The 24103-nt window shown below is 63.4% G+C and carries 18 protein-coding genes; 11 read left to right on the top strand and 7 right to left on the bottom strand.

The features are described from left to right. The first annotated feature begins 586 nt into the window (after nt 1–586). Genes KFK14_RS22805 through KFK14_RS22820 form a run of 4 tightly spaced genes read left to right on the top strand, consistent with a single transcriptional unit; the run spans nt 587 to nt 5218 of the window. The gene (locus KFK14_RS22805; RefSeq protein ID WP_212609254.1) at nt 587–1696 is read left to right on the top strand and encodes an NAD(P)-dependent alcohol dehydrogenase; all 1110 of its coding nucleotides are present in this window, start codon (nt 587–589) and stop codon (nt 1694–1696) included. Nucleotide 1697: 1 nt separating this feature from the next. Beyond that, nucleotides 1698–3239 (top strand): class I adenylate-forming enzyme family protein, encoded by a 1542-nt coding sequence (locus KFK14_RS22810; protein ID WP_212609255.1) that lies wholly within the window; start codon nt 1698–1700, stop codon nt 3237–3239. After that, nucleotides 3236–4681 (top strand): aldehyde dehydrogenase family protein, encoded by a 1446-nt coding sequence (locus KFK14_RS22815; protein WP_212609256.1) that lies wholly within the window; start codon nt 3236–3238, stop codon nt 4679–4681. Before KFK14_RS22810 ends, KFK14_RS22815 begins: the two co-directional genes overlap by 4 nt. Nucleotides 4682–4687: 6 nt before the next feature. Further along, the gene (locus KFK14_RS22820; protein WP_212609257.1) at nt 4688–5218 is read left to right on the top strand and encodes a TlpA family protein disulfide reductase; all 531 of its coding nucleotides are present in this window, start codon (nt 4688–4690) and stop codon (nt 5216–5218) included. Nucleotides 5219–5232: 14 nt separating this feature from the next. Here the strand turns inward: KFK14_RS22820 and KFK14_RS22825 are convergent, their stop codons facing one another. The 4 genes from KFK14_RS22825 to KFK14_RS22840 all read right to left on the bottom strand — a co-directional run bounded on the left by KFK14_RS22825 (nt 5233) and on the right by KFK14_RS22840 (nt 11519). After that, nucleotides 5233–5790, bottom strand: coding sequence for a TetR/AcrR family transcriptional regulator (locus tag KFK14_RS22825; protein ID WP_083276781.1), 558 nt, complete (start codon nt 5788–5790; stop codon nt 5233–5235). Between the two features lie 308 nt (nt 5791–6098). After that, nucleotides 6099–7775, bottom strand: coding sequence for a linalool dehydratase/isomerase domain-containing protein (locus KFK14_RS22830; protein ID WP_070154779.1), 1677 nt, complete (start codon nt 7773–7775; stop codon nt 6099–6101). 10 nt (nt 7776–7785) lie between these two features. Then, nucleotides 7786–8466 carry an SCO family protein gene (locus tag KFK14_RS22835; RefSeq protein WP_212609258.1) on the bottom strand — a complete coding sequence of 227 codons (681 nt, stop codon included), beginning with the start codon at nt 8464–8466 and terminating at the stop codon, nt 7786–7788. 158 nt (nt 8467–8624) lie between these two features. After that, the gene (locus KFK14_RS22840) at nt 8625–11519 is read right to left on the bottom strand and encodes a TonB-dependent receptor domain-containing protein (protein WP_212609259.1); all 2895 of its coding nucleotides are present in this window, start codon (nt 11517–11519) and stop codon (nt 8625–8627) included. A 332-nt stretch (nt 11520–11851) separates the two neighbouring features. On the opposite strand from KFK14_RS22840, the gene KFK14_RS22845 reads away from it, so the two are divergent. The 3 genes from KFK14_RS22845 to KFK14_RS22855 all read left to right on the top strand — a co-directional run bounded on the left by KFK14_RS22845 (nt 11852) and on the right by KFK14_RS22855 (nt 14945). Further along, on the top strand, nt 11852–12751 hold the full coding sequence (locus KFK14_RS22845) for a dioxygenase family protein (RefSeq protein WP_246524750.1): 900 nt from the start codon (nt 11852–11854) through the stop codon (nt 12749–12751). Nucleotides 12752–12822: 71 nt separating this feature from the next. Continuing rightward, a complete protein-coding gene (locus KFK14_RS22850; RefSeq protein WP_212609260.1) occupies nt 12823–13584 on the top strand; it encodes a response regulator in 762 nt (253 codons plus the stop codon). After that, nucleotides 13581–14945, top strand: coding sequence for a sensor histidine kinase (locus KFK14_RS22855; RefSeq protein ID WP_246524752.1), 1365 nt, complete (start codon nt 13581–13583; stop codon nt 14943–14945). Before KFK14_RS22850 ends, KFK14_RS22855 begins: the two co-directional genes overlap by 4 nt. 18 nt (nt 14946–14963) lie before the next feature. Here KFK14_RS22855 and KFK14_RS22860 read toward each other — a convergent pair whose 3' ends face one another. The 3 genes from KFK14_RS22860 to KFK14_RS22870 form a co-directional block, all read right to left on the bottom strand. After that, nucleotides 14964–17261: a TonB-dependent receptor gene (locus KFK14_RS22860; protein ID WP_212611271.1), complete on the bottom strand. Its 2298-nt coding sequence runs from the start codon at nt 17259–17261 to the stop codon at nt 14964–14966. Between the two features lie 183 nt (nt 17262–17444). Beyond that, on the bottom strand, nt 17445–18845 hold the full coding sequence (locus tag KFK14_RS22865) for a porin (RefSeq protein ID WP_212609261.1): 1401 nt from the start codon (nt 18843–18845) through the stop codon (nt 17445–17447). A gap of 131 nt (nt 18846–18976) precedes the next feature. Beyond that, nucleotides 18977–19945 (bottom strand): PQQ-dependent catabolism-associated beta-propeller protein, encoded by a 969-nt coding sequence (locus KFK14_RS22870; RefSeq protein ID WP_212609262.1) that lies wholly within the window; start codon nt 19943–19945, stop codon nt 18977–18979. A 120-nt stretch (nt 19946–20065) separates the two neighbouring features. On the opposite strand from KFK14_RS22870, the gene pedF reads away from it, so the two are divergent. The 4 genes from pedF (at nt 20066) to KFK14_RS22890 (ending at nt 24094) form a co-directional block, all read left to right on the top strand. Next, nucleotides 20066–20494 (top strand): cytochrome c-550 PedF, encoded by a 429-nt coding sequence (pedF, locus tag KFK14_RS22875; RefSeq protein ID WP_212609263.1) that lies wholly within the window; start codon nt 20066–20068, stop codon nt 20492–20494. Nucleotides 20495–20499: 5 nt separating this feature from the next. Then, complete coding sequence (locus tag KFK14_RS22880; protein ID WP_212609264.1) at nt 20500–21369, top strand: substrate-binding periplasmic protein; 870 nt, start codon at nt 20500–20502, stop codon at nt 21367–21369. 98 nt (nt 21370–21467) lie between these two features. After that, the gene (locus KFK14_RS22885; RefSeq protein ID WP_212609265.1) at nt 21468–23219 is read left to right on the top strand and encodes a methanol/ethanol family PQQ-dependent dehydrogenase; all 1752 of its coding nucleotides are present in this window, start codon (nt 21468–21470) and stop codon (nt 23217–23219) included. A gap of 170 nt (nt 23220–23389) precedes the next feature. Continuing rightward, nucleotides 23390–24094 carry a response regulator gene (locus tag KFK14_RS22890; protein ID WP_425516696.1) on the top strand — a complete coding sequence of 235 codons (705 nt, stop codon included), beginning with the start codon at nt 23390–23392 and terminating at the stop codon, nt 24092–24094. The last annotated feature ends 9 nt before the right edge of the window (nt 24095–24103 follow it).

Raw genomic sequence — 24103 nt, forward strand, 5'->3', positions numbered from 1 at the left:
AGGGTTCATATGCGCGGCGGCCGGGGCCACCCGGCCGGACCGCCATTATGAACCGCTCTCCAGGCGCGGCCGCCTGACGATCAACGCCGTCCGGCTCTACAGATCACAGATTCCGCACCAGAGCCGCGCCGCTCTGGGCAACCACCGCCCCTTGACCACTTCCCAAGTGCGGATGTCCGCGCACCATGCGGGTCATGACGACCCATCCCGCGATGTGGCTTTTCCCGGTGCGATACAAATTCGATATCATCCGCAGGGAGCCAGAAGCGGCGGAGTTCCCCGCCATCCGGCTCCGGCAAGACCAGCCATCGCATTGGCGCGCCTCCTAGGCGGGCGGCGGCATTCGCACATGTTCTTGGCGCACATATCCTAGGCGCACATATCCTAGGCGCGCACGCCTCCACAGCCAGCGCTGCCCGCATCCCCCCTTTAATAACGCCCCCGGTTCAGGCGATTATCGCATCTGCTCTGCGCGGGCGGAAGCACGCTCGACCCGTCGCTTTGCCGCCCGCCCGCAGCATTTTGCGCTTGACGGCAGATAAAAAACGTACGACCGTTCTTTTAATAGAAAATAGGAGGGGCGTTGATGCGCAATATGACCGCCGCCGTCGTGCGGGAACAGTCTGGACCATTTGTCGTGGAGACGGTCCAACTGGAAGATCCGCGTGAGGACGAGGTGCTGATTCGCATCGCCGGTGTGGGAATGTGCCACACGGATCTCGTTGTCAGGGATCAATATTTTCCAACGCCCCTGCCCGCCATCCTCGGCCATGAAGGCTCCGGCATCGTCGAGAAGGTCGGCAGCAAGGTCAGCAAGGTGGAAGTGGGCGATCATGTCGTACTCACCTTCGCCAGTTGCGGGACATGCGCAAACTGCCAGCAGGGCCTGTTCGGCTATTGCCCGGACCTATATGGCCGCAACTTCACCGGCGCGCGGCCGGATGGCTCCAGCCCGTGCTGCGACGCGCATGGGAACACGCTGAGCGCCTATTTCTTCGCGCAATCCTCCTTCGCCCAATATGCGATCGCGACACAGCGCAATGTCGTGAAAATATCGCGCGACGTCCCGCTCGAAATCATGGGACCATTGGGATGCGGCATTCAGACCGGGGCGGGCGCAGTGATGAATGCGCTGAAGCCCAAGGCCGGGTCCAGCATCGCGGTCTTTGGCGCGGGATCGGTCGGGCTGGCCGCCGTCATGGCCGCCCGCGTCGTGGGCTGCGCGACCATCATCGCCGTGGACCTCAACGACGACCGGCTTGCCCTCGCCCAGCAATTGGGGGCCACCCATGTCATCAACCCCGGCCGGGAAGATCCGGTCGCCGCCATACAGGCCGCGGCGGGCGGCGAAGGCGTCCAATTCTCGCTGGAAGCGACGGGGCTGCCAAAGGTTGCGCGCCAGGCCGTCGACTGCCTGCGGCTGACGGGCATTTGCGGCATCATCGGCGTCGCGCCGCTGGGCACGGAATTTTCGCTCGACATGAACGACATATTGTTCGGGCGCACGGTCCGCGGAATCATCGAAGGCGACAGCGTTCCCGACATTTTCATCCCGCAACTTGTCGAGCTTTGGCGGCAGGGGCGTTTCCCCTTCGACAAGCTGATCAAATTCTTCCCCATGAGCGACATCGAAAAGGCGGTTCACGCGTCGGAGAGCGGTGAGGTCCTCAAGGCCGTGCTGCGTCCGGGAGAATAGGATGATCGGCTCCCTAACCCAGCAGGCCGCCCGAAAATTCGGCGACAGAGTGGCTATCATCGCCGGCAAGGAAAGCCTGACCTTCGCCGAGATCGAACAGCGCGTGTCCTCCTTTGCGGGCGGCCTCCAGATGCTGGGCGTCGGCGTGGACGACCGGGTTGTGCTGCACCTGCCTAACGGGTGGCGCTGGATCGTTGCCTATTACGCGATCGTGCGCCTCGGTGCGGTGGTGGTGCCTGCGAACATCCTGCTGAGCATCGATGAGGTCGCCTATATCGCCACCGACTCCCAGGCCGTGATGGTCATATCGACCGGCGAACGCTGCGCTGCGGTTTCCAGCCGCCTGGCGAACGGCGCGCCGATGGGCTTCGTCGCATCGGACCGCTGCGGCGAAGGCATGGCGAATTATGAGGACCTGCTGTCGGCCGCCCCGGCGCCGGCCGTGACGCGCGACCCCGGCGATCTATGTTCGATCGGCTATACGTCGGGAACCACCGGCCGTCCCAAGGGAGCGATGCTGTCGCACCGCGCCATCCATACCAGCGCGACGATGACCGCGACCATGCACGCGCGTCAGGAGGGCGAGGTTGTGGTGAGCGCCCTTCCCCTGCCGCATGTCTACGGCAATATCGTCCTTCACTGCACCTTCCTGTGCGACATGACGCTGGTGGTGATGGAGCGTTTCGCCCCGGCGACAACCATCGTGCTGCTCGGCCGTTACAAGGCCACGCTGTTTGAGGGCGTGCCGACAATGTATCATTATCTTCTGAACGAACCGGCATTGCATTCGGCGGACCTGTCGACCTTGCGCCGCTGCACGGTTGGCGGGCAGACGATGCCCACTAGCACGATTGAAGCGGTTGAAGCCGCCTTCGGATGCCCGCTGCTGGAGCTTTGGGGCATGACGGAGGTTGCCGGACCGGCCATTTCCCATTCCCTGCACTCGCCCAGCCGGCACGGGTCCATCGGCCTTCCCTTCCCTGGCATGGAGGTCCGCGTGGCCGACATGGAGGATGGCGACCGGGATGCGCCTGATGGGGAGGCTGGCGAACTTCTGGTCCGCGGCCCTCTCGTCATGGACGGTTATTACAACAACCCGGACGCCACGAAGGGCGCTCTGTCGGAGGATGGCTGGCTCAAGACCGGCGACGTCGTGCGGCGGGACCGGGATGGATATCTCTATGTCCTGGACCGCAAGAAGGACATGATCATCACCGCCGGGTATAATATCTATCCGGCCGAACTCGAACAGGTGATCGCCGCGCATCCCGCCGTCGCCATGGTCGCCGTCGCGGGCATACCGGATCAGGCCAAGGGCGAACTCGCCAAGGCTTTTGTGGTTCTGAAGAAAGGCGCATCCCTCGACGCGCATGAGCTTTTCACCCATTGCCGGGGGGCGCTCGCCAGTTACAAGGTTCCGCGTCATGTGGAGTTTGTTGAGAGCCTTCCCACAACGAGCACTGGAAAGGTGATGCGCCGCGCGCTTCGCGAAGCCTCCTCGCCCTCCCCTCAACCTTCCAAACTGGAGGAAATGCCGCAATGACCGTCGATTTCTTTTCGCACTATACGATGACGATCGACGGCAAGGCCGCTGACGCCGACAAGTCCATCGACGCGATAAATCCCGCGACCGAGGAAGTGATCGCCAGCGTGCCGGACGCCAGCCGCGATCAACTGGACAGCGCCGTCGCTGCGGCGAAGCGCGCCTATCCGGCGTGGAGCGCCCGCCCCGTCGAGGAACGGCAGGCCCTGGTTTCCGCCATTGGCGACCGCATCGCCGAATATGCGGAGGACTTCAAACGCCTGCTCATCCGCGAACAGGGGAAGGCGCGCGCCGGTGCGGAATGGGAAATCGGCGGCTCCATCATCTGGTGCCACGAAATCGCCAAGCAGCGGCTGGACCCGGAAATCGTGGAGCAGAGCGATGGCCGTCAGGTGGAGGTGCGCAAGACTCCCCTGGGCGTCGTGGGCGGCATCACGCCGTGGAATTTTCCGGTCCTCCTGGCGATCTGGAAAATCGCGCCCGCCCTGCTCGCCGGCAATACGATGGTCCTGAAGCCGTCGCCGTATACTCCGCTGTGCACGCTCAAGCTGGGCGAAATCCTGCGCGACGTCCTCCCGGCGGGCGTGTTGAACGTCGTTTCCGGCGGCAACGACCTTGGCGCCTGGATGACGTCGCATCCCGACATCCGCAAAATCTCCTTCACCGGCTCGACCGTCACCGGCCGGAAGATCATGGAAAGCGCGTCCGGCAATCTGAAGCGGATCACCCTTGAGCTGGGCGGAAACGACGCCGCCATCGTCCTGCCCGACGTGGATGTCGAGGCCGTCGCCAAGGAACTGTTCTGGGCGTCCTTCCAGAACAGCGCGCAATTCTGCGTCGCGGCCAAGCGCCTCTATGTGCATCGCGATATCTATGATCAGCTCAGCAAGGCGCTCGTCGACTACGCCACCACCGTTGTCGTGGGCGACGGGTCGCAGCAGGGAACGGACCTTGGGCCGATCCAGAACAAGATGCAGTTCGAAAAGCTCAAGGACCTGCTCGCCGATGCGCGCTCCAGCGGCCTGCGCTTCCTGCTCGGCGGCGACATCCCCGATGGAAAGGGCTATTTCGTGCCGATCACCTTGATCGACAATCCGCCCGAAGACTCGCGGGTCGTGGTCGAGGAAGCATTCGGTCCCGTCCTTCCCCTGTTGAAGTTCGACGATGTGGATGATGTCATTCGCCGCGCCAATGACAGCGAATATGGCCTGGCCGGGTCGGTATGGTCGAAGGATGTCGCCGCCGCGCGCAAGATCGCCGAGCGGATGGAAACCGGCACCGTGTGGATCAACGAGATTCACAGCTTTTCCCCGCACATCGCTTTTGGCGGCCACAAGCAATCCGGGATCGGCATCGAAAATGCGCTGGACGGTCTGAGCGAATATACCAACTCGCAGACCATCGTGGTGCGGGACGAACTTAACCGCACGGTTCCCGCCTGATCCGCGATGACATATGATTGCACCCGGCGCGCCGCCGTCATCGGGGGGCTGGCATATATGCTATATGCCGCGCCGTTGGCGGCGGCGTCAGACTATGACTGGCGGCCGGCGCAGTTGCCGCCCGGCGCCGATGCGTCTTTCACCGACAGAAACGGGCGCAAATTGTCGCTCTCCACGCTGCGCGGCAAGCCAGTTCTGCTCAACATATGGGCGACCTGGTGCGCGCCGTGCGTTATCGAACTGCCCGCGCTGGACCGCCTCCAGCGCGATCTGAAGAAGCGCCTGGACGTCGTCGCCCTGTCCGTCGACCGGTCAGGCATGCCCATTGTCCGCACCGCCCTCAGAAAGCTGTCGATCAGGCATCTCGACGCCTATGTCGATGTCAGCGGCGAGGTTGTTGCCCGCTTCAAGGTGCCGAGCCTTCCCGCCACGATAGCGATTTCTGCCGAGGGCAAGCCCCTTTACATCAGGCGGGGTCGTGTCGACTGGGACGATCCGGCCGAACGCGAGAAGCTCCGCGCGATCTTCCAGTGGTGATCCTCCGATAGGCGTCAGACGCCCTTCCCGTCGCGAACGCCGTTCAGGATCAGGTCGGTATGCGCAGCCACAATATCGTCCATGCTCAATATGCCGGTATAGCGATACCAGTTGCTGACGCTCGTCAGCACCGCGAGGATGGAAAATGTCACGAGCTTGGTATGAAATACGGAAAAGTCGCCTGCTTCCTTCCCCCGGTCCAATATGCCGGTCAGGATGGCTTCGTATTTCTGCCGATATTTGATGATCTTCGCCCGGTTCGCTTTGGTCAGGCTCCGCAGCTCCGACGTGACGACATATAATATCTCGCGCTTGTCGAGATGATAGTTGACGTGGAACGCGATAAAATCCTTGAGCTGCTTCAACGGCGCGTCCGCAGGGTCGATCGCATCTTCCGCCGCAGCGATGACGAGCACCATATGCTCCTCGATGATGCTGTAGAGCAGGTCCTGCTTGCTCTTGAAATAATTATACAGCGATCCCGGCTTCCGGTTAATCCCGGCGGCAAGGTCGCGCATGTTCATCGCCTCATACCCGACCGAATAGATCAGGTGCGTGGCGACGCGCCGCATGGCTGCGTTCGTTTCCTGCCCGTTGGATCCGACTTTCCGGGGAATCGCTTAAATCCTTCCACTTCGCATGCGCTGGACATGGCGCTGAACATGACGCCGCCGCCGTCCCCGCGCACAGGGGCCGCCCGCCACCGGCGCGTATAACCAACCCGCCCTTTGCCGGAAACGAAAAAAGAATGGTTGGCCGTTTTTAAAAAGTCCGATCCTGTCTCATATCCTTTCAAGCCCGTGAAAAGAAAGGGAGCCGCATCTTTCGATACGGCTCCCCAGTGGCGCAGCATGGGCCTGCATGATGAAGAAGGGTCCGTTCAACGCGCGGCGATCCGGTCTCCGCGCAGCTTTTCGATGCGGATGGCCCTGCCCTCATTCAACGGAAGCGCCAGGTTCAATTCGCCCGATTTCGTCCAGCTTGCCGCAAGCTCCTCTGTGATCGGCTTGATGCGCCGGCCCGCGATCGATGCGGCTGGCTGCCCGTCCAGCAATATGGTGTAGGAGCCTTTCGGCAGGCTGCGCACGTTGAAGGTGACGCTCCCGCGATAGTCGGTTCCCGGAGCCAGCCCGATCGCCAGCACCCCGCGCGACTGATCATAATAGGCCTGGTTCACAAGCACCTTGGGATAGTCGACGCCGACAATCTGCGGCCCTTTCACTGCATAGGTCCCCGCCAGATTATTGGTCAGATTCCACAGACCATTGCCCGGATTGAGCCTGGCGAACGCAAGCAGCGCATTACCGTTCAGCGGACCGACCAGATAATCGCCAAGCTGATCGTCGGTCAGCGGCGCTGGCGGCGTCTTTGATCCGCTTCCCGGCACCTCGTCACCGGTCAGCCGCTCCGGCGCGCCGGGCACCTTCGGGTCGTTCAGAGGATAGAGATAGCGGCCGTCGCGCCACACCGGTTTGAAATGCGTGTCCGCAAACCCCAGCATCTTCTGGGTCGTGGCCTGATCCCCGACCTCTGCGGAGTAGGCCGCAAGGAAGCCGAAATCGCTAGAAACCGATGTCTGATTCCAGCGGTTCTTGAAGGTTTCGGGGTTCTGATCCAGCAGCGCGGGCAACGCCGCATCGCGCTGCATCGGGTAGACCTGATTGACCAGTTCCCTGTTCCAGCCGTGCAGCGTGACGCCGGTCCAGCCGTCATTCCAGCCGGAGGGGAAGGCGACAAGCTGCTCCTCCTTCAACCGGTAGGGACCTGTGAAGCGCTTGGTTTTCTTGGTGTCCAGATAGCCCAGGGACATCGCCTTGTCCCAGAATGCGGTTTTCACGTCCGCCAGCTTCGTCCCGTGAAGCTGGTCATAATTCATCAGCCCCAATACCGGATGCTGGTTGCATTCCGCAAACACCAGATTGGGTTCGCACTCGATGCCCGCAAACGCATTTTCGAAAAACTGCGCGTGGATGATCTTCGCCAGGCTCTCATGATTATAGGTGTGGACGAAGGGATTTTCTCCCGTGATCGCAAAGGTGATCGCGTCCGGCTTATCGTATTTCCCGTCCTGATACAGAAGCTCGTACAGGCCGATCATCTGCAGCAGATGTCCGCTATACATGATGTTCTTGGCGCGCACCGGGTCCCGCCAGTCCTTGGTCTGGTCGAGATATTTCTTGAACTGCGGCGCCTCGATAATCTTGCCCCACAGCGCCCAGACTTCGGGAAGCGTCATCTTGCGGATCAGCTCGTCTGACGTCGCCTGATACAGCTCGCGATAGGCCGGGGTCTGCTGGCTCTGCGCCACGGCGAGCGCATAATACATCCAGGCGATCTGGAACTGGCTGTTGTCGAAGGCGCTGCGATTGCCGACCTTCATGTCGCTCCAGTCATGATCGGGCTGGCGCGCCAGCTCGACGATGTTGCGCACCTGCCCCAATTGCTTGCCGTCAAGCGCCGGATAGGCGGGATCGGCGGCGGCCAGAGCCGCGGGCGCAGCCGCGGTCAGCGTGAGGCAGCTTGTCAGAAGAAGGCCGAGACGGGACAGAAGCTTCATGATTTCTCCCCTAGGGGTTTGCAGCGGATGACATGGAAAGCATTGCGCGGATCGCCGCCTGGAATTCCGGGTCGGCGAGAGAAGGACCTGGCACGCGCGCCAATATTGCTCCGTCGGCAGCGACAAGATCGACCATCGCCGTGTGGCTGTACGACCCGTTGGGCAATTTCTGAAAACGCACGCCGAGCAGGTCGCCAAGCGTCCGGCTTGCGGCGGGCGACGCGGACGCGATCGTCCAGCGCGGCGACATTATGCCATGCGCCTTGCGATATGCGTCCAGAACGGCGGGCGTATCGCGATCGTCGAAGGACACCATCACCACCTGAAGGTCCTTCAGCTCGTCGGCCGGTATCTGGCTTTCCGCCTGCAGGATATTCTCGGTCATCAGCGGACAGACGTCCGGGCAACTGGCGAAGAACATCGTCATGATCGTCGGCCGGCCCTTCAGCGCCGACAGGTCGATGACCATTCCGTCCGATCGCGTCACCTTGACGCCCAGGGTGAAGGGGGTGGGGCTCGCCGCCTGCGCCTTTGGCGCATAATCGGGCGCTGCGGCGGGACCGGCGTCGTGATGATGATGTTCGGTCTGGGCCATGGCGGGCGCTGCGAAAAGGAGAGCCGGGGCCAGCGCGCAACCCATGGCGCGGCCATATCTCGTCAGACCGGAAATCGTCGGAGGATTGGGACGCAAGATGCTATTCCTCACCTGGTCAGGCCGGTTGTCCGGCAGCGCCGCGTTTTATAAAACGGTCAATTGTTCATTTAATGCTAACATCCTGAGACCCTTGATGCAAGCATCGCCTTTGCGCAGTTGAGGAGGGGCAGACCCACATCCGCCGCTCCCCATGATCAGAGCTTCGCCCTGATGCCGGCCGTGAAGTACCGGCCAACCACGTCATAACCCACGGCATAGGATGGCGTCAGGCCGGGCGCCCCGGCCGGCCCGCCAAAGACCGGCGGCTGCTTGTCGAACAGATTCTGCACCGTGAAGAACAGGGTCGTGTCCTCGGAAATCAGCTTCGGCTTATATTCCAGGGTCACGTCCGTATAGGCATAGGCCGATGCGTCGGGGATCTGGAACACGATCGGCGCGGAGAAAGCCTGCTGCTTGGATTTCCAGCGCTGGTTGATCGTCATGCCCCAGCTATCCGCATTATAGGCAAGCATCAGGTTGAGCCGCAGTTTCGACACGCCGTTAACGCCTGCGCCATTGGTGATGATGCCGCCCGCCATCTGCTGCGTCAGCAATTTGGGCTGGTAGGAGCCAAGGAAGCGCAGGTCGAACCGGCCGCCCGCCGATGAGAACAGCTTGTCCGCGCTGAAGCTGTAATTCGCTTCGATATCCAGTCCCTTGGTGGAGAGCGTCGCCACGTTGAGCGACTGGCTGAGGACCGCCGTGGCGGTATTTGCCGGCGACCGGTCGCTGAAGGGGAAGGGACGGATATAGAGCGCGCAATAAGGCGACGTGCCGTTCGAGTCCTCGCACAGCCGCTGGATCGCCGCGGACGTTCCGGCGACGGTGGTGATCGCCTTGCTCAGCTTGATGTCATAATAGTCGAGCGAGATGCTGAAGCCGGAGAACCAGTCGGGCTTGTAGACCGCGCCCACGGTCAGCGTCTTGCCGATTTCCGGCACCAGCGCCGGATTGCCCTGCGACCGCGCCGCCACTGTCTTTGTGACGCCGGTGTGCAGGTCGGCAAAGCCGAACAGGGATTCGCTTCCGGGCCGGTAAAGATCGTAGAGGTTGGGTGCCCGGATGTCCCGCGACCGCGTTGCGCGGAAACGCAGCTCATTGCTGACTGCCCAGGAAAGCCCGACCTTCCAGGTCTTTACGCTGCCGCTGGTGCTGTAATCGGTGTAGCGGGCGGCCCCGTTAAACTCCAGTTTGCGGATGAAGGGCACGTCCGCGAGCAGCGGCACCAGCACCTCGACCGCTGCTTCCTTCACCGTCTGCTGGGCGCTGAACGGTCCGTTGGTATAGCCGAAATAGGCTGGGGTCGTTGGCAGGCAATTGACTCTCAGGCCCGTGCAACTGGCGCGGTTCAAGGGGTTGGTCGTGCTGATCTGCTTGGTGTTGATGTCGCGATATTCTCCGCTCACAGACATGCGCACAGGCCCGGCCCAGGTCGAAAAGACCTCACCGGAAATCCCCGCATTGAATATGGTCTGTTCGTTGATCAGCGTCTGGCTGGTGTCGTCGGTGATATAGTCGGCGACCGTTGGCGTCACCGCTGACGGACCGAACAGATTGACCGGTACGCAGCCGGGATAGAGCGAGGCGAACGGCGTCAGCGATACCTGGCAGACCACGCGCCCGGTTGCGGGATTGACCACGGCGTCCAGCGCGGCGGCGAATTTCGATGCGTTGATATTGTTCGTGTTGATGACATGCTGGCTGGTCCGTCCGTACCGGACGGAGGCGTTCCAGTTGAACCGCTCGAAAATCTTTCCTTCCAGTCCCGCTGTCGCCAGCCAGTTGCGCGTCCGGTTGCGGTTGCCAGCGCCCGGCACTGCGGAATCGCCGCTCTCATATTTCGAAAGGACAAAGGACGGCGCGCCGGATGCGGTCAGCGCCGTCTGCACCGATTCCGGCAGGAAGGCGTTGCCGCTCAGGATCACCGCGCCGCTCAGCCCATTGGCGCCGGGCAGTCCGTTGGTGCCGAACGGCAAGAAGCCGTTATGGCTTTTCGACTGGCTGAAACTGACATCGGCATAGGCGGTAAGCGCGTCGCTGAATTCATAGTCGAACCGGCCATAGGCCTGGTCCGTCACCAGCGGCGCGTAGAGCTGGATCTCGTTGAAGAACAGGCCATCGCCGCCGCTCTGCAATCCGTTGCTGCCGGTCGGCAGTCCGCTGGCGAAGGGGGTGAGCACGCCATTGCTGGAGAAGGTGCGGCCAACCAGCGACGGCGGGCCGACGGTGATCAGGCCGCCATTGGTGTAGATCGACGCCCGGCCATTGCGGGTCAGCATGAAGGGATTGGCGGGCGTGCCCGAACCGGTCGCCGTCCACACATCCTTGCCGGCCTTGCGATCGAGCAGCGACCCGATGCCCTTTGAATCGAAATGCTCGTAGGAAAATTCGATATGCGCGCGGTCGTCACCGAACAGATAGGTGCCCGCGGCGACGCCGAACTTCCATTGCTCATTGTCGTTGCGCGAGGAGATGCCCGCCTGGGCATTGAACTTGATGCCGGTGAATGTCTTGTCGACGACGAAGTTCACCACGCCGGTCACTGCGTCGGAGCCATAGACCGCCGATGTGCCGCCCGTCACGACATCGACCCGCTGGATCAGCATCTGCGGCAGCACGTTGATGTCCACCTCGCCCGCCGCCGTCGTCGCCGGAACGCGCAGGCCGTTGAACAGGATCAGGTTCCGCTGCGCGCCGAAGTTGCGCAGGTTCAGCGTATTGGCGCCGCTATTGCCGCCTGCGGAGCCGGGACCCGCCTGCCCCGAACGGCCGGGCTGGAACTGCGGCAGCTTGTTGAGCGCGTCGGGAATATTCGACGGCGTTTGCGCCAGAAGCGCCTGGGTGGTCACCACCGTCAGCGGCGTGGGGGAGGCGTTGCCATTGGTTGCGACCCTGGACCCTGTTACCACGATATCGGCGATGTCCGCCTCGTCGGTGGTGGCTGCGGCTTCTCCTGCCGGGACCGACGTCTGGGCGTGAACGGCTCCATGAAAACCCATGACCATCAGGGCGCCAGCCGTGGTCGTCAATAGCCGTTGCTTCAATAGCATCGCATCTCTCCCCTAGTTCGACTCATTGGTCGTTTTGCATTTTTTGCGGCTTTGGCCGTCGAACGGATTGCTAGCCGCGCTTTTAAAAACGGTCAACCGTTCTTTTATATGCGCAACAGATTATGCGCCGCCCAAATTACAGGCGCGCCACGGCCATCCATATTTTAACATCATGAAATATAATAATTTTCTTGCGGCATAGGTTGGATCGACACGACCCCCGCTTTTGTGACACCCTGACATATAAGCGCCACATGCCCGCATCTTGCGGAAATTCCGGGGATACAGAGCCATCCTAATTGTCCGGCCTGACCTTATGGGAGAGCCGATTCATGGCCATGGAAAATCACGATGCGCATGACCTGGGCCTGCCGCACGACCTGGACGTCATGGGGCGCAAGGAAGTGGGGCGCAGGCAGACATTATGGCTGCTCTTGTCCGGCGCGTCGGTCGCGCTGGTCGCGGCATGCGGCGGCGATGACAGCACGGGCAGCAGCAGCGACAGCGGCGCAGGAACCACCACGGCGACGCCTACGCCCTCTCCGACGCCGACGCCCACTCCCGCATCCACATCGGGAAGCTGCGCCGTAACCCCGGCGGAAACCAACGGTCCCTATCCGGCGGACGGCTCCAACAGCGCCAATGGCTCCGTGGTCAACGCCCTCATCCAGAGCGGCATTGTGCGGGCCGACATCCGCCCCAGCTTCGGCTCCTACAGCGGCACCGCCGACGGCATAACCACCCTGCTGACCATCACCCTCGTCAACACCAATGGCAGTTGCGCGCCGCTCGCGGGCTATGCGGTCTATATCTGGCACTGCACGCGGTCGGGCCAATATTCGCTCTATGACCTGCCGCAGCAAAATTATCTGCGCGGCGTCGGGGTGACTGACTCCAATGGCCAGGTGACATTCACCACCATATTCCCCGGCTGCTATTCCGGGCGCTATCCGCATATCCATTTTGAGGTCTATCCCAGTCTCGACAAGGCGACGACTTACGCCAATCGCGTGCTGGTCTCGCAATTCGCCATGCCCGCCGATGCGTGCAACACCGTCTATGCGACGTCCGCCTACGCCACCAGCAAGACGAATTTCGCAAGCATAACCACGGCGAACGACAATGTGTTCGGCGACAACAGCACGGCGCAGATCACGGCGATGACGCCGGTGATGACGGGCGACATCACGAACGGCTATACCGGTTCCGTGACGGTTGGCCTGGCGGTCTGACGCCTTTTCGCGCAAAGGGGGATCGGACTTTGCCGGACAATGCCACCGGGGGTATATCTGCGCAGACGCCCATGCCCGGGGTCGCAAATGCGGAGGATGCGCCAGTGGAGATAGGAACCCGCATCCTGGTCGTCGATGACGATCAGGCCATTCGGGAACTGATCTCCGAATTTCTGGAGCGGCACGGCTTTGCCGTGGACACCGCCAGCGACGGCGCGGCCATGGACCGGTTGCTGGCGTCGAAAAGCTTCGACATTGCCGTGCTGGACGTGATGATGCCGGGGGAGGACGGCCTGTCCATCCTGCGCCGGCTGCAGGGGAACCGCACCATGCCCATCATCATGCTGTCCGCCGTGGGCAGCGATATCGACCGGATCATCGGGCTGGAGATGGGGGCGGAGGACTATCTGTCCAAACCCTGCAATCCGCGCGAATTGCTGGCGCGCATCCGCACGGTGCTGCGGCGGGTAAGGCAGGCCGCGCCCTCCGCCGGTCCGGCGCAGCAGGGCGGGCAACGGCTCGGCTTTGCGGGCTGGTCTGTGGACATGGACAGCCGCCTGTTGCTCGACCCGGACAATGCCGTGGTCAGCCTGACGGACGGCGAGTTCCGGCTGCTGCGCGCCTTTATCGAACATCCCCGGCGCGTGCTGAACCGCGACCAGTTGCTCGACTGGTCGGCGGGCCGGGACACGGAAAGCTATGACCGGGCCATCGATGTTCAGGTCAGCCGCCTGCGGCGCAAGCTCGAACGGGGCAAGGGCGTCGATCTTATCCGCACCGTCCGACATGAGGGCTATATGTTCACGCCGTCCGTCGAGGCGCTGCGCGGGTGAGGCGCGGGTTCAATCCGCCTATTCTGGCGGGCATTGTCGGCCTTATAGCGATCGCGCTCATCGCCGCGCTGTGCGCGATGCTCGCGGTCACCTTCCGGGGTCCGCCGCCCCATGCGCGGCCCCTGACCATGGATGAGGTCGCTGCCGCCATCCGCACAGGACAGAGCGAGAATAGCGATTGGAGCCTGGACCGGGGCCAGGGCGTCAAGCAACCGTCCGGCATGCGGCCCGCACCTCTTTTGGCAAAGGCCCTCGCCCTGCGGCTGGGCGTGCCGGAACAGAATGTGCGGCTCTATGTCGCGGGTCCGGCCATGCCCGCAATGGGACCGCGGCCCGGCGAAGGCATGGCCGCATTCCCTTTCCCCGGATCGCCGAAAAACGGCAGCCGGCCCGCTTTCCCGATGGCGGGCATGGGGGGGCGCGGCCCGATGCTGCATGACAGCTTTACGGTGTCATGGCGCAATGGCGATCACTGGTCGTGGATGACTGGCGAACGGCACGGATCCTTGCGCTGGTACGCCATCACCATCTCCCTGATGATCCTGATCTTCGCGCTGCTGCTTGGGCCTGCCTATCTCGTCGCGCGCAGGATCACCAATCCGATACACCGGCTCGCCGGGCGGGTGACGGCTGTCAGCATGGAGCGGAGGGAGCCTTTGCCGGTCGAAGGCCCCCCTGAAGTGCGCAAGCTGGGGCAGGCGTTCAACCGCATGCAGGCCCAGTTGGTGGGCCATGTCGCGGAACGCACCGCCATGCTGATCGCCATCGCCCATGATCTGCGCACGCCAATGATGCGCCTCTCCTTCCGTCTGGAGGGCCTACCGGAGAAGGACCGGGCGAAGGCCCATGCCGACCTGGAGGAAATGCGCGCGATGGTGACGACATTGCTGGATTTCGTCCGCAGCGGCGATGAGTCCCTGGTCATGCTCCGCATCGATCTTGCAGCGCTTGTGGAGGCGCTGGCGGACGACATGACCGCCATGCAGTCCAGCGTCACGATGGCCGATCCCACCAGGACAATCATCCTTGGCGACGCCGCCGCGCTACGCCGCTGCATCGCGAATGTCGTCGACAATGCCGTCCGCTATGCCGGCAACGCGCATCTATCGCTTGGCCAGGCGGACGGGCACGCTTTGCTGCGGGTGGAGGATGATGGTCCGGGCGTGTCGCCCGATCATCTCGCGCGCCTCTCCGAACCCTTCTACCGGGGCGAGGCATCGCGCAATCGCGCGACGGGCGGCGTTGGCCTGGGGCTGTCGATCGCCCGGTCCATCATGGAAAAACATGGGGGAGCCATGCTGTTCGAAAACCGCGATGGCGGCGGGCTGCGCGTCACGATGCAATTTCCCCTAGCACAATAGCGCGAGGGGAAAGGCAGGTCAGAACCGCGCCTTCACCCCCGCATACCAGCGCCGCGGCGCGCCGGGGCCATAGGCGCGCGGGTCGCTTGCGCCGGGGACTTCCTCCAGCTCGATCTCATCGACTTCGGAGAAGGTGCCGAAGGTCGCATATTTGCGATTGAAGGCGTTGCGCAGCTCCCCGAACAGGGTGACGCCCGGCACGATGTCGATACCCGCGCGGAAATTGGCGACCAGATATCCGGGGGCCTTCGCGTTCAGGTTCGCCTCGTCGCCGATCAGATACTGGCCCGACCGCGCGATCAGGTCGCCGCCGACCGACCAGCCCCTGTTTCCGGCAAACCGGCCGGAATAATCCAGCGTCAGCGTGGCGCTGTGCCGGGGAATGCCGGACAGGCGGTTGCCTGGCTCGACTTCGATCGTGCCGTCATCATCCGCTTCCGGGTTGGCGGGGCTGGAGAGGATCAGCGGCGTGCGGTAGGTCGCGTCGGTATAAGCATAGCTGAGACCGGCGGTCAGGCCGCCACGCTGCGCCTTCACCGACGCCTCGACGCCTTGCCGCCGGGTCTTGCCGATATTCTGGAACCAGGCGCGGCCGCGTATCTGCGACGCGATATACTGGATGTCGTCATGATTGACAGTGCGATAGGCCGAAAGCAGCCAGTTCAGCGTCCAGCCGCCCATCTGTCCATGGCCCGACGCGCCCAGTTCCCAGCTCTTGGCGACCACCTGCTTCAGCGGCGGATCGGCGACGAAGAAGTTGGTCAGGCTGCACGGCGCATTTTCGTCAGCGCAGGACAGTTCGGCGGGCGTCGGCGCGCGGTTGCTCTCCGCATAGCCGGCGCGCAGGGACAGGCCGCCGGTCACTTCATAGTCCAGCTCGACGCCGGGATTCACCCGGTCGAAACTGTGCCGCCCGTTCAGCGCCGTGCCGATCTGATCCTGCAGCACGATCCGCGCATGATTGTAGCGCAGGCCGATCTCCGCCGAGAGGCCGGGGAGGATCGGCAACCGGTCCTGCACGAACGCCCCCCAATAATAGGTGTGGGCGAGAAGGCCCACCGGCGCGATCGCGCCATCCTCCTGCACGATGATGCTGCCCAGCCCATCGACGCTGCGATCCTCGGTCAGCGCGCCAAGCTCGGTCGATGTGTCGAAACGGGTGCGGCTGGTGTCATAGCTCACGCCGATGGCGAAATGATTGTCGCCCGCGAACAACGGCCGGTCGTCGACAAGCTGCACCAGCGCGCCCATCGCCTTGGTCCGCGTACGCCCGCGATTGAGCACGCCATAGCCTTCCCCGCCCAGCGTATCGGCGATGGCGTCGCCGTTCGCATCGGTCAGGACACCCTCGCTTTCCCCTTCGCCTTCGTCGTCGCCTCCGACCGTTTCCAGGCACAGCAGGCCCGCCTCATCGTCATCCTCGCACGCCTCGATATCGGCGGCGTCGCCATTGACGGTGCGCAGCGTCAGCTTCTGCGCATAGAGGCTACCCTCGATGCGCGTTGTGCCGGACAGCGCGACCCAGGGGTGCAGGCTGACCCGGCCATAACGGCTGCGGCTGTTGTCGGGGTGGGTGAACACGGCGCGCCGGTCCGCCGCCAGCAGCTCCACCGGCGATACGCCGTTGCCGGTCAGGTTCGTTTTCGCGCCGACCAGCTTCATGTGGATGCCGCCGCCTTCGGTATCGAAGCCCAGATCGGCATAGCCGTTGTAGAGGCTGGACGGGCTGAACGCGCGCCAGCCGTCGTCATGGCTATATTGAAACGCGCCGAACGCGCTGAACGCACCGCTGGAAAGTCCACCCGCAATGCTCCCCTCGGCATAGCCGAACCGCCCGCCGGTCGCGCTGGCCTCCAGCCCCGGATCGCTGACGCCTGTCTGGGTCTCCAGCAGGATCGCGCCGCCCAGCGCGTTGAGGCCGTAGATCGGGCTTGCGTCCAATATGCTGAGCTTGCGGATCGCCGCTTCCGGGATCAGGTCGAACTGCACCGTGTCGCCGAACGGCTGGTTGAACCGCGCGCCGTCCATATAGATGGCCAGCCCCTGTGCCTGTCCCTGCAAGGGCGACGCGATGAAGCCGCGATAGACGAGGTTGGGTTGCCAGGGATTATTCTGCGCATCCTGCAACGTCACGCCGGCGATGTTGCGGGTGAGGGCGGAGAGCAGATCCGGCATCCCCGCACGGCTGATGTCGGCGGCGGAAAGCGTCAGCGCATCGTCGCTGTCAATCGCCCCGCCGGGCGCTGTGACGATGATGGCGGTGCGGTCGTCGTCCGCCGGATCGGTCTGCGCATGGGCCGAGCCAGCGGCGGCCATGACCAGCGCCAGTCCGCTATAGAGTTCTGCCCGCACCTGCGCTCTCCCAGTCTCTTATGGCATCCTGCTAGGTCGGCGGCCTGCGCCCCTCTATTATACCTTCGGTCGGCGCATGATGGACAAAAAAGGAGAGGGCGCGCCCGGCAGGACGCGCCCTCCTTCGGATCGTCGATGCTGTAGCGATCAGAAGAACAGGATCGCGCCCAGCGCGACCGTATCCGCTTTCGCCTCATTGCCGTTATGCGCTTCGGACTTGGTGCGGATATATTCGCCGATCAGCGTGACCCAGCTCGTCAGGCCATAGCGCGCCTGGCCGACCCAGGAGCTGTTGGTGTCGATCAAAGTCGGATTGGCGAGCGCGTCCGCGAGGTTGGCATAATGGAGATGGCTTTCGCCATAGCTGCCGCCGACCGAGAATTTGCCGAAGGTGGCGAGGCCCTGCAGATAGAAGCCGTCGCTGTCGCGCTTGTTGCCCAGATCGTCCGTGTCGAACAGGTTGAGCGCCGTGGTGCCAAGGCCGGAGCCGTTATAATAATAGCCGGTCAGGACGATCGGGCCGTAGCCGATCTTGGCGCCCGTATCGAAACCGCTGCCGGTATAGCTGACGCCATCGACCCGGTTATGCTTCTGGGTGATGCCGGACAGCCATGCGCGGGCGCTGAAATCGCCGAACTTGCCGTCATAGACGATCTTGCCCTGGAAGCCGGGCGACTTGCTGGTCTCGCCGGGACCGGTCAGCGACTGCAGCGGTTCGAAGATGCCCGCCGACACCTGGAACCCGGCCATGCTGGGTGAGGTGTAGGTGATCTGCGGCTGGAAGTCGGTGTAGATATAGCCGATGCCGATGCGGCCGAGCGACGTGTTCGACGGCGCGACATTGCCGCCGGTCGATCCGACCGAAAGCAGGGTGATGTCGTTCAAAATGCCTTCCGACCCGAACAGGCCGATGTCGCGGCCCAGCTTGAACTCGCCCAGGCCCGCGCGGCCGATGGTCATATAGGTCTGACGGAAATCGATGCCTGCCGTCTGCAACGCGACGGGCCGGCCGCCGGCATTCGCGCCGCCGCCGGAGGAATAATCCGCACTGTTGATACCCGGATACATGCCGAAATGCGCCCCCACATCCCAGCCGCCCTGATTGGTGGTGACATCGAACTTCAGATACCCCGGCAACAGGCCGTTGCGGATCGCGCTGCTGCTCCCCCCTGCGGGCACCACGCCGCCGACAACGGCCGTGTTCGGCCCCGGCGCCTGACCATTGTCATGCGTGTAGAAGCCATTGACGGAACCGGAAAGCTTCACGGTGACGCCGCCCACTTCCATGCCGATGCCGCTGTCGCTCATCCGCACCAGACGCTTGTCGTCCAGGCTGGCGGCGGCCGCCTGCGCCGGTGGAGCGGCGGGCGCGGTCGCGACCTGCGCGCTGTCATCGGCCAGCAGCGACTGATATTCCTCGTCGGTAAGAATGCCCTTTTCGTGAAGCCGCTTCAGCAACTCGGCATTGGACCCGGCCATCGCCGGCGTCGCGCTGAGTGCGAAAGTCAGCGCCATCGCCGCGCTCGCAAGGAGCACCCGCTTCTTCATAACATCCTCCCGTTTTTATCGCCGGTCGACCGGCGTCGGGAGAGTGCTTTGCGAGGGCGGTGACCGAAATTGGACTTAGGTTCTCATCCTTTGGGTCAGGCGCCGGACCGGCCTTCTGGCCGGGCCGTGCATCAGGGCGCGACGGCGGTGCCCCATGGCCCCTGCCCGGCCGGAACGGTGGCGATGACCTTCGCCGCCGCCAGGTCGACCACCGACACGTCGTCGGACAGGCCGTTGGCGGTATAGGCCCGCGTCCCGTCGCCGCTGATCGACAAATGCCACACCCGCTTGCCGACCGGCACATAGGCGGTGACCTTGCGCGTCGCGACGTCAACCAGCGCGATCACATTGGCGCGGCCCAGCGCAACGACCGCCGTCTTGCCGTCCGGCGTGAAACGGATGCCGCAGGGCAGCACCAGATAATCCTTCACGCCCGGCGGCGCGAAACGGATCGTCTCGACGATCTTGCGCGTCACGACATCCGCGATCTGTACGGTGCCGCCGATCTCCGCCGCGATCCAGAGCTGCCCGCCATCCTGCGTGAACTCCACATGCCGGGGGCGCTGGTCGGTCGGCATGCCCTCAACCATCGCCTTGGTCGAAAGGTCGATCCAGTTGACCTCATTCTCATCCTCGGAGGTGACGACCAGCCATTTGCCGTCGGGACTTTCGGCAACGCCCTCCGGCTCCTTGCCGACATCCACCTGGAAGGCGACGGTGCGGCTGGCGATGTCGATGGCGGTCAGCGCGGCATTGTCCTCATTGGCCACGAACAGCAGCTTGCCGTCGCGGGATGGGAAGAATTGTTCCGGGTCCTCGCCCGAAGGCAGGTTCGCGATCACCTTGCCGGTCGCCCGGTCGATCATCTGCACGGCATGATCGTTGCTGGCGCACACGAAGATATATTTGCCGTCCCGCGATATGGCTATGCCGCGCGGGCGTCCGCCCACGGGCCAGGTCGCCACCGGCTTCATGCTGGCGGCGTCGATCACGCTGACGCTGTTGCCGCGCTCGTTCGACACATACAGGGTTTCCGCCCCGGCTTCGCTGGACGCGAAGGCGGAAACGGCGGCCATCAGGGCGATCATCCTCTTTCTCATTGCACCGGACCTTATGCCTCCGCCGGGCCGCACGGCATTGTACCAATGGTCAATGGGGCGGGCCTCCCGGCATCCCTACAACACAGGCAACAGGGAATGCGATAGACGAGGGTTTCTGGGATGAGGAATATTGGTAGAATGCTGTTGCTGGCCGCCACCGGCGTCGCCGGATTGTCGGTTGCATCTTCCCTGATGGCGCATGGCAATGTCACCCCGCAGGCGGTCGACACATCGGCCCTGCCGGACATTGGCGAGGAATGGCTGCAGCATAATCCCTATCGCGGCAATGCGGAGGCCGTGAAGATCGGCGAATCCGCCTATGGCCAGAATTGCGCGCGCTGCCACGGACTGGATGCGGAATCGGGCGGCATAGCGCCTGACCTGCGCTATCTGGAAGTGGGCGACAGCGGCGACGAATGGTTCGTTCAGCGGTATCAGCATGGCTCGTCGCATGACGGGAAAGTGTATATGCCGCCCTTCGGCGATATATTGGGGCAAAAGACCGGCTGGGCGATCCGCGCCTGGCTGGAAACCAAGCATCAGGAATAAAGGCGATGCAGACAACCGATCTTGGCAGGCGCCGCTTCCTCATGAACGCGCTTGCCATGTCGGCGCTGGGGCTGATGCCCGGCAACGCCTTTGCCGCGCCGATCGCCAAGGTAAAGGCGCTGGGGGTCCTTCGGGTCGCCGTCTACAAGGACAACCGCCCCTGGTCCTGGCGTCAGGACGGGAAGCTGATCGGCATAGACGCCGATCTGGGCGCGGCGCTGGCGAAGGCGTTGGGCGTGCGCGTCGATCTGGCGGAGCTGATCGCCGACGAAAGCGTGGACGACGATCTGCGCAATGGCGTGTGGAAGGGTGGTCTTCTGGGTTTCCAGCCCGCCGACATCATGCTCCACATCCCCTTCGACCGGGGCTTCGCCGCCCGGAACGATCAGGTCGCGATTGTCGCGCCCTATTATCGCGAGACATTCCAATTCGCCTGCGTGAAGGGCGAGATCGACTGCAACGCGATCCCCAGCCAGTTCAAGGGGCACAGGCTCGCGGCGGAGATCGACTCCATCCCCGACTTCTATCTGATGGGCACGTTCGGCGGCATATTGGCGAAGGACGTCGCTCATTTCCCCAGCGGCGCGGACGCGGTGAACGCCATTATCGACGGCCATGCGGACGGCGTTCTGGCCAGCCGCGCGCAGATCGAGGCGGTGCTGGCCGACCGCAAGCCCGCCAATATCGCCAAGCGCACGACGCCGCTGCCCGCCTTTCCCTCTCCCGGCTGGGATATCGGCATGGCCGTGAAGGAAAACAGCCGCAATCTGGGCGATGCGGTTGAAGGCGTCCTCACGGATATGGCCGCGTCGGGCGAATTGAAGGCGATATTCGACCGCTATGGCGTGACATACGCCCCCGCCCTCGCCGCCTGAACCGGGCGGACCGACCAAAGGTCCAATTGTTCGCTTCGTCGCGCGGAATAGGCTGTTCATCGAGGCGTTCGCTGCGCCCGTAACCAGGGAGGATGATGATGACAGGACGTTTTATGCGTTCGATGGCTGGCGCTGCTTTATGCGCTCTTTTGGCTGCTGGAGCGCCGCTGCTTGCCGCCGGCGCCGGGCCGACCGACGCTGATCTCATGGCGGATGCCAGCTCGACCGGGGACGTGCTGACCTATGGCATGGGTCCGCAGGCGCAGCGCTTCAGCACGCTCAGCGCGATCAACACCGAAACCGTGTCGAAACTGGTGCCCGCCTTCGCCGCCTCGCTCGGTGGTGAGAAGCAGCGCGGCCAGGAATCGCAGCCGCTCGTCTATGACGGCACCATCTACGTCACCGGCTCCTATTCCCGCCTGTTCGCCTTCGACGCGCGCACCGGCGAGCAGAAGTGGAAATATGAGGCACGCCTGCCCGACGGCATCATGCCCTGCTGCGACGTCGTCAATCGCGGCGCGGCCATCTATGGCGACAAGATCATCTTCGCGACGCTCGACGCGCGTCTGGTCGCCCTCAACCGCAACACCGGCAAGGTGGTCTGGAACAAGCAGATCGCCGACTATCAGGCGGGCTACAGCGCCACCGCAGCCCCGCTGATCGTCAAGGGCATGGTCATCACCGGCAATTCCGGCGGCGAGTTCGGTATTGTCGGCGCTGTCGAGGCGCGCGACGTCAACACCGGCGAGTTGATCTGGCACCGCCCCGTTGTCGAAGGCAATATGGGCACGCTGCGCGGCAAGGATAACGGCATCACCGGCAAGCTGAACGCAAGCTGGGAAGGCGACCTGTGGAAAACCGGCGGCGGCGCGACCTGGCTCGGCGGCACCTATGATCCGGAGACCAACCTGCTCTATTTCGGCACCGGCAACCCCGCGCCGTGGAACAGCCATCTGCGCAAGGGCGACAATCTCTACACCGCTTCGACGCTGGCGATCGATCCCGACACCGGCACGATCAAGTGGCATTATCAGACGACGCCGCATGACGGCTGGGACTTTGACGGCGTGAACGAATTCATTCCGTTCGACGCGACAATCAACGGCAAGCCGATGAAGCTGGGCGCGAAGGCCGACCGCAACGGCTATTTCTTCGTGCTCGACCGCACCAACGGCAAGTTCATAAGCGCCAACAAGTTCGTCATGCAGACGACCTGGGCGAAGGGTTATGACAAGAACGGCAAGCCCATCGTGATCCCGGCCGGCCGCCCCGGCGCGCCGGAAGGCGCGGCGAAGGGCACCAGCGTATTCTCGTCGCCCAGCTTCCTGGGCGGCAAGAACTGGATGCCGATGGCCTACAGCAAGGATACCGGCCTGTTCTACATCCCGTCGAACGACTGGGGCATGGACATCTGGAACGAACCCATCGCCTACAAGAAGGGCGCGGCCTATCTGGGCGCGGGCTTCACCATCAAGCCGATCGCGGAGGACCATATCGGCGCCCTGCGCGCGATGGACCCCAAGACCGGCAAGATCGTGTGGGAGTATAAGAACAAGGCGCCGCTTTGGGGCGGCGTCCTCACCACCGCGGGCAATCTGGTCTTCACCGGCACGCCGGAGGGTTATCTGAAGGCGTTCGACGCCAAGACCGGCAAGGAGCTGTGGAAGTTCCAGACCGGCTCCGGCGTGGTCGGATCGCCCGTCACATGGGAACAGGATGGCGAGCAATATGTCGCTGTCATGTCCGGCTGGGGCGGCGCGGTGCCGCTGTGGGGCGGCGAGGTCGCCAAGTCGTTCAAGGATATCAACCAGGGCGGATCGCTCTGGGTGTTCAAACTGCCGAAGGGCTGAATGATTGGGCGCTGGATGGAGACATCCGGCGCCCTTGACCCAACGGCAAAAGTGATTGGGAGCAATCGGAGATGATTGTCATGGGGCGTGGCAGCTATGGGTATGGGGCCGGGCGAAACGGAATGACGCCGCCAGGCATTCCCGCGGCAATGGTTGCCATGCCTCGCAATATGTCCGATCATCGCGCCGGGGGAAAAGGCATGAAGGCGGACGGCATCAGCGACGAACCGGTGATGGAACGGGTGCTGATCATCGACGATCACCCGCTTGTGCGCGACGGCCTGCGCAGCGTGATCGCCGTGACCTTCGACGGGTGCGACATTTTCGAAGCGGCCGGGCTGGACGAGGCGCTGGCGACGTTGGCCGACCAGAGCAATTTCGACCTGATCCTGCTGGATCTCAACATTCCCGACGTGAAGCGGCTCGATGGCCTGAAACTGCTGCGGGAGCGCTATCCGATCCTGCCGGTGGTGATGGTCTCCGGCGCGTTCGACCGGACGGTCGTGCGGGAAGCGCTCGCCGCGGGCGCCGCTGGCTTCATCCCCAAATCGATGAAGCGCAGCGCGATCGTGGACGCATTGCATCGCGTCGTTTCCGGCGAAATCTACATGCCCGACGCGATCGGAGAGACCGACCCGGAGAGCGAGGAGAATGAAAGCATCCGCGCCCGGATCGACAGCCTGACGCCGCAACAGCGCATCGTGCTGACCCATCTCGTCCACGGCCGCCTCAACAAGCAGATCGCGCACGACCTGTCGGTATCAATGACCACCGTGAAGGCGCATGTCTCGGCGATCCTGCTGAAACTCAATGTGTTCAGCCGGACCCAGGCGGTAATCCTCGCGAACCGGGTACAGTTCGACGGCGAGGACTGAAAAAGGAGC

It is taken from the genome of Sphingobium phenoxybenzoativorans, assembly GCF_018286635.1.
Classification (GTDB): domain Bacteria; phylum Pseudomonadota; class Alphaproteobacteria; order Sphingomonadales; family Sphingomonadaceae; genus Sphingobium; species Sphingobium phenoxybenzoativorans.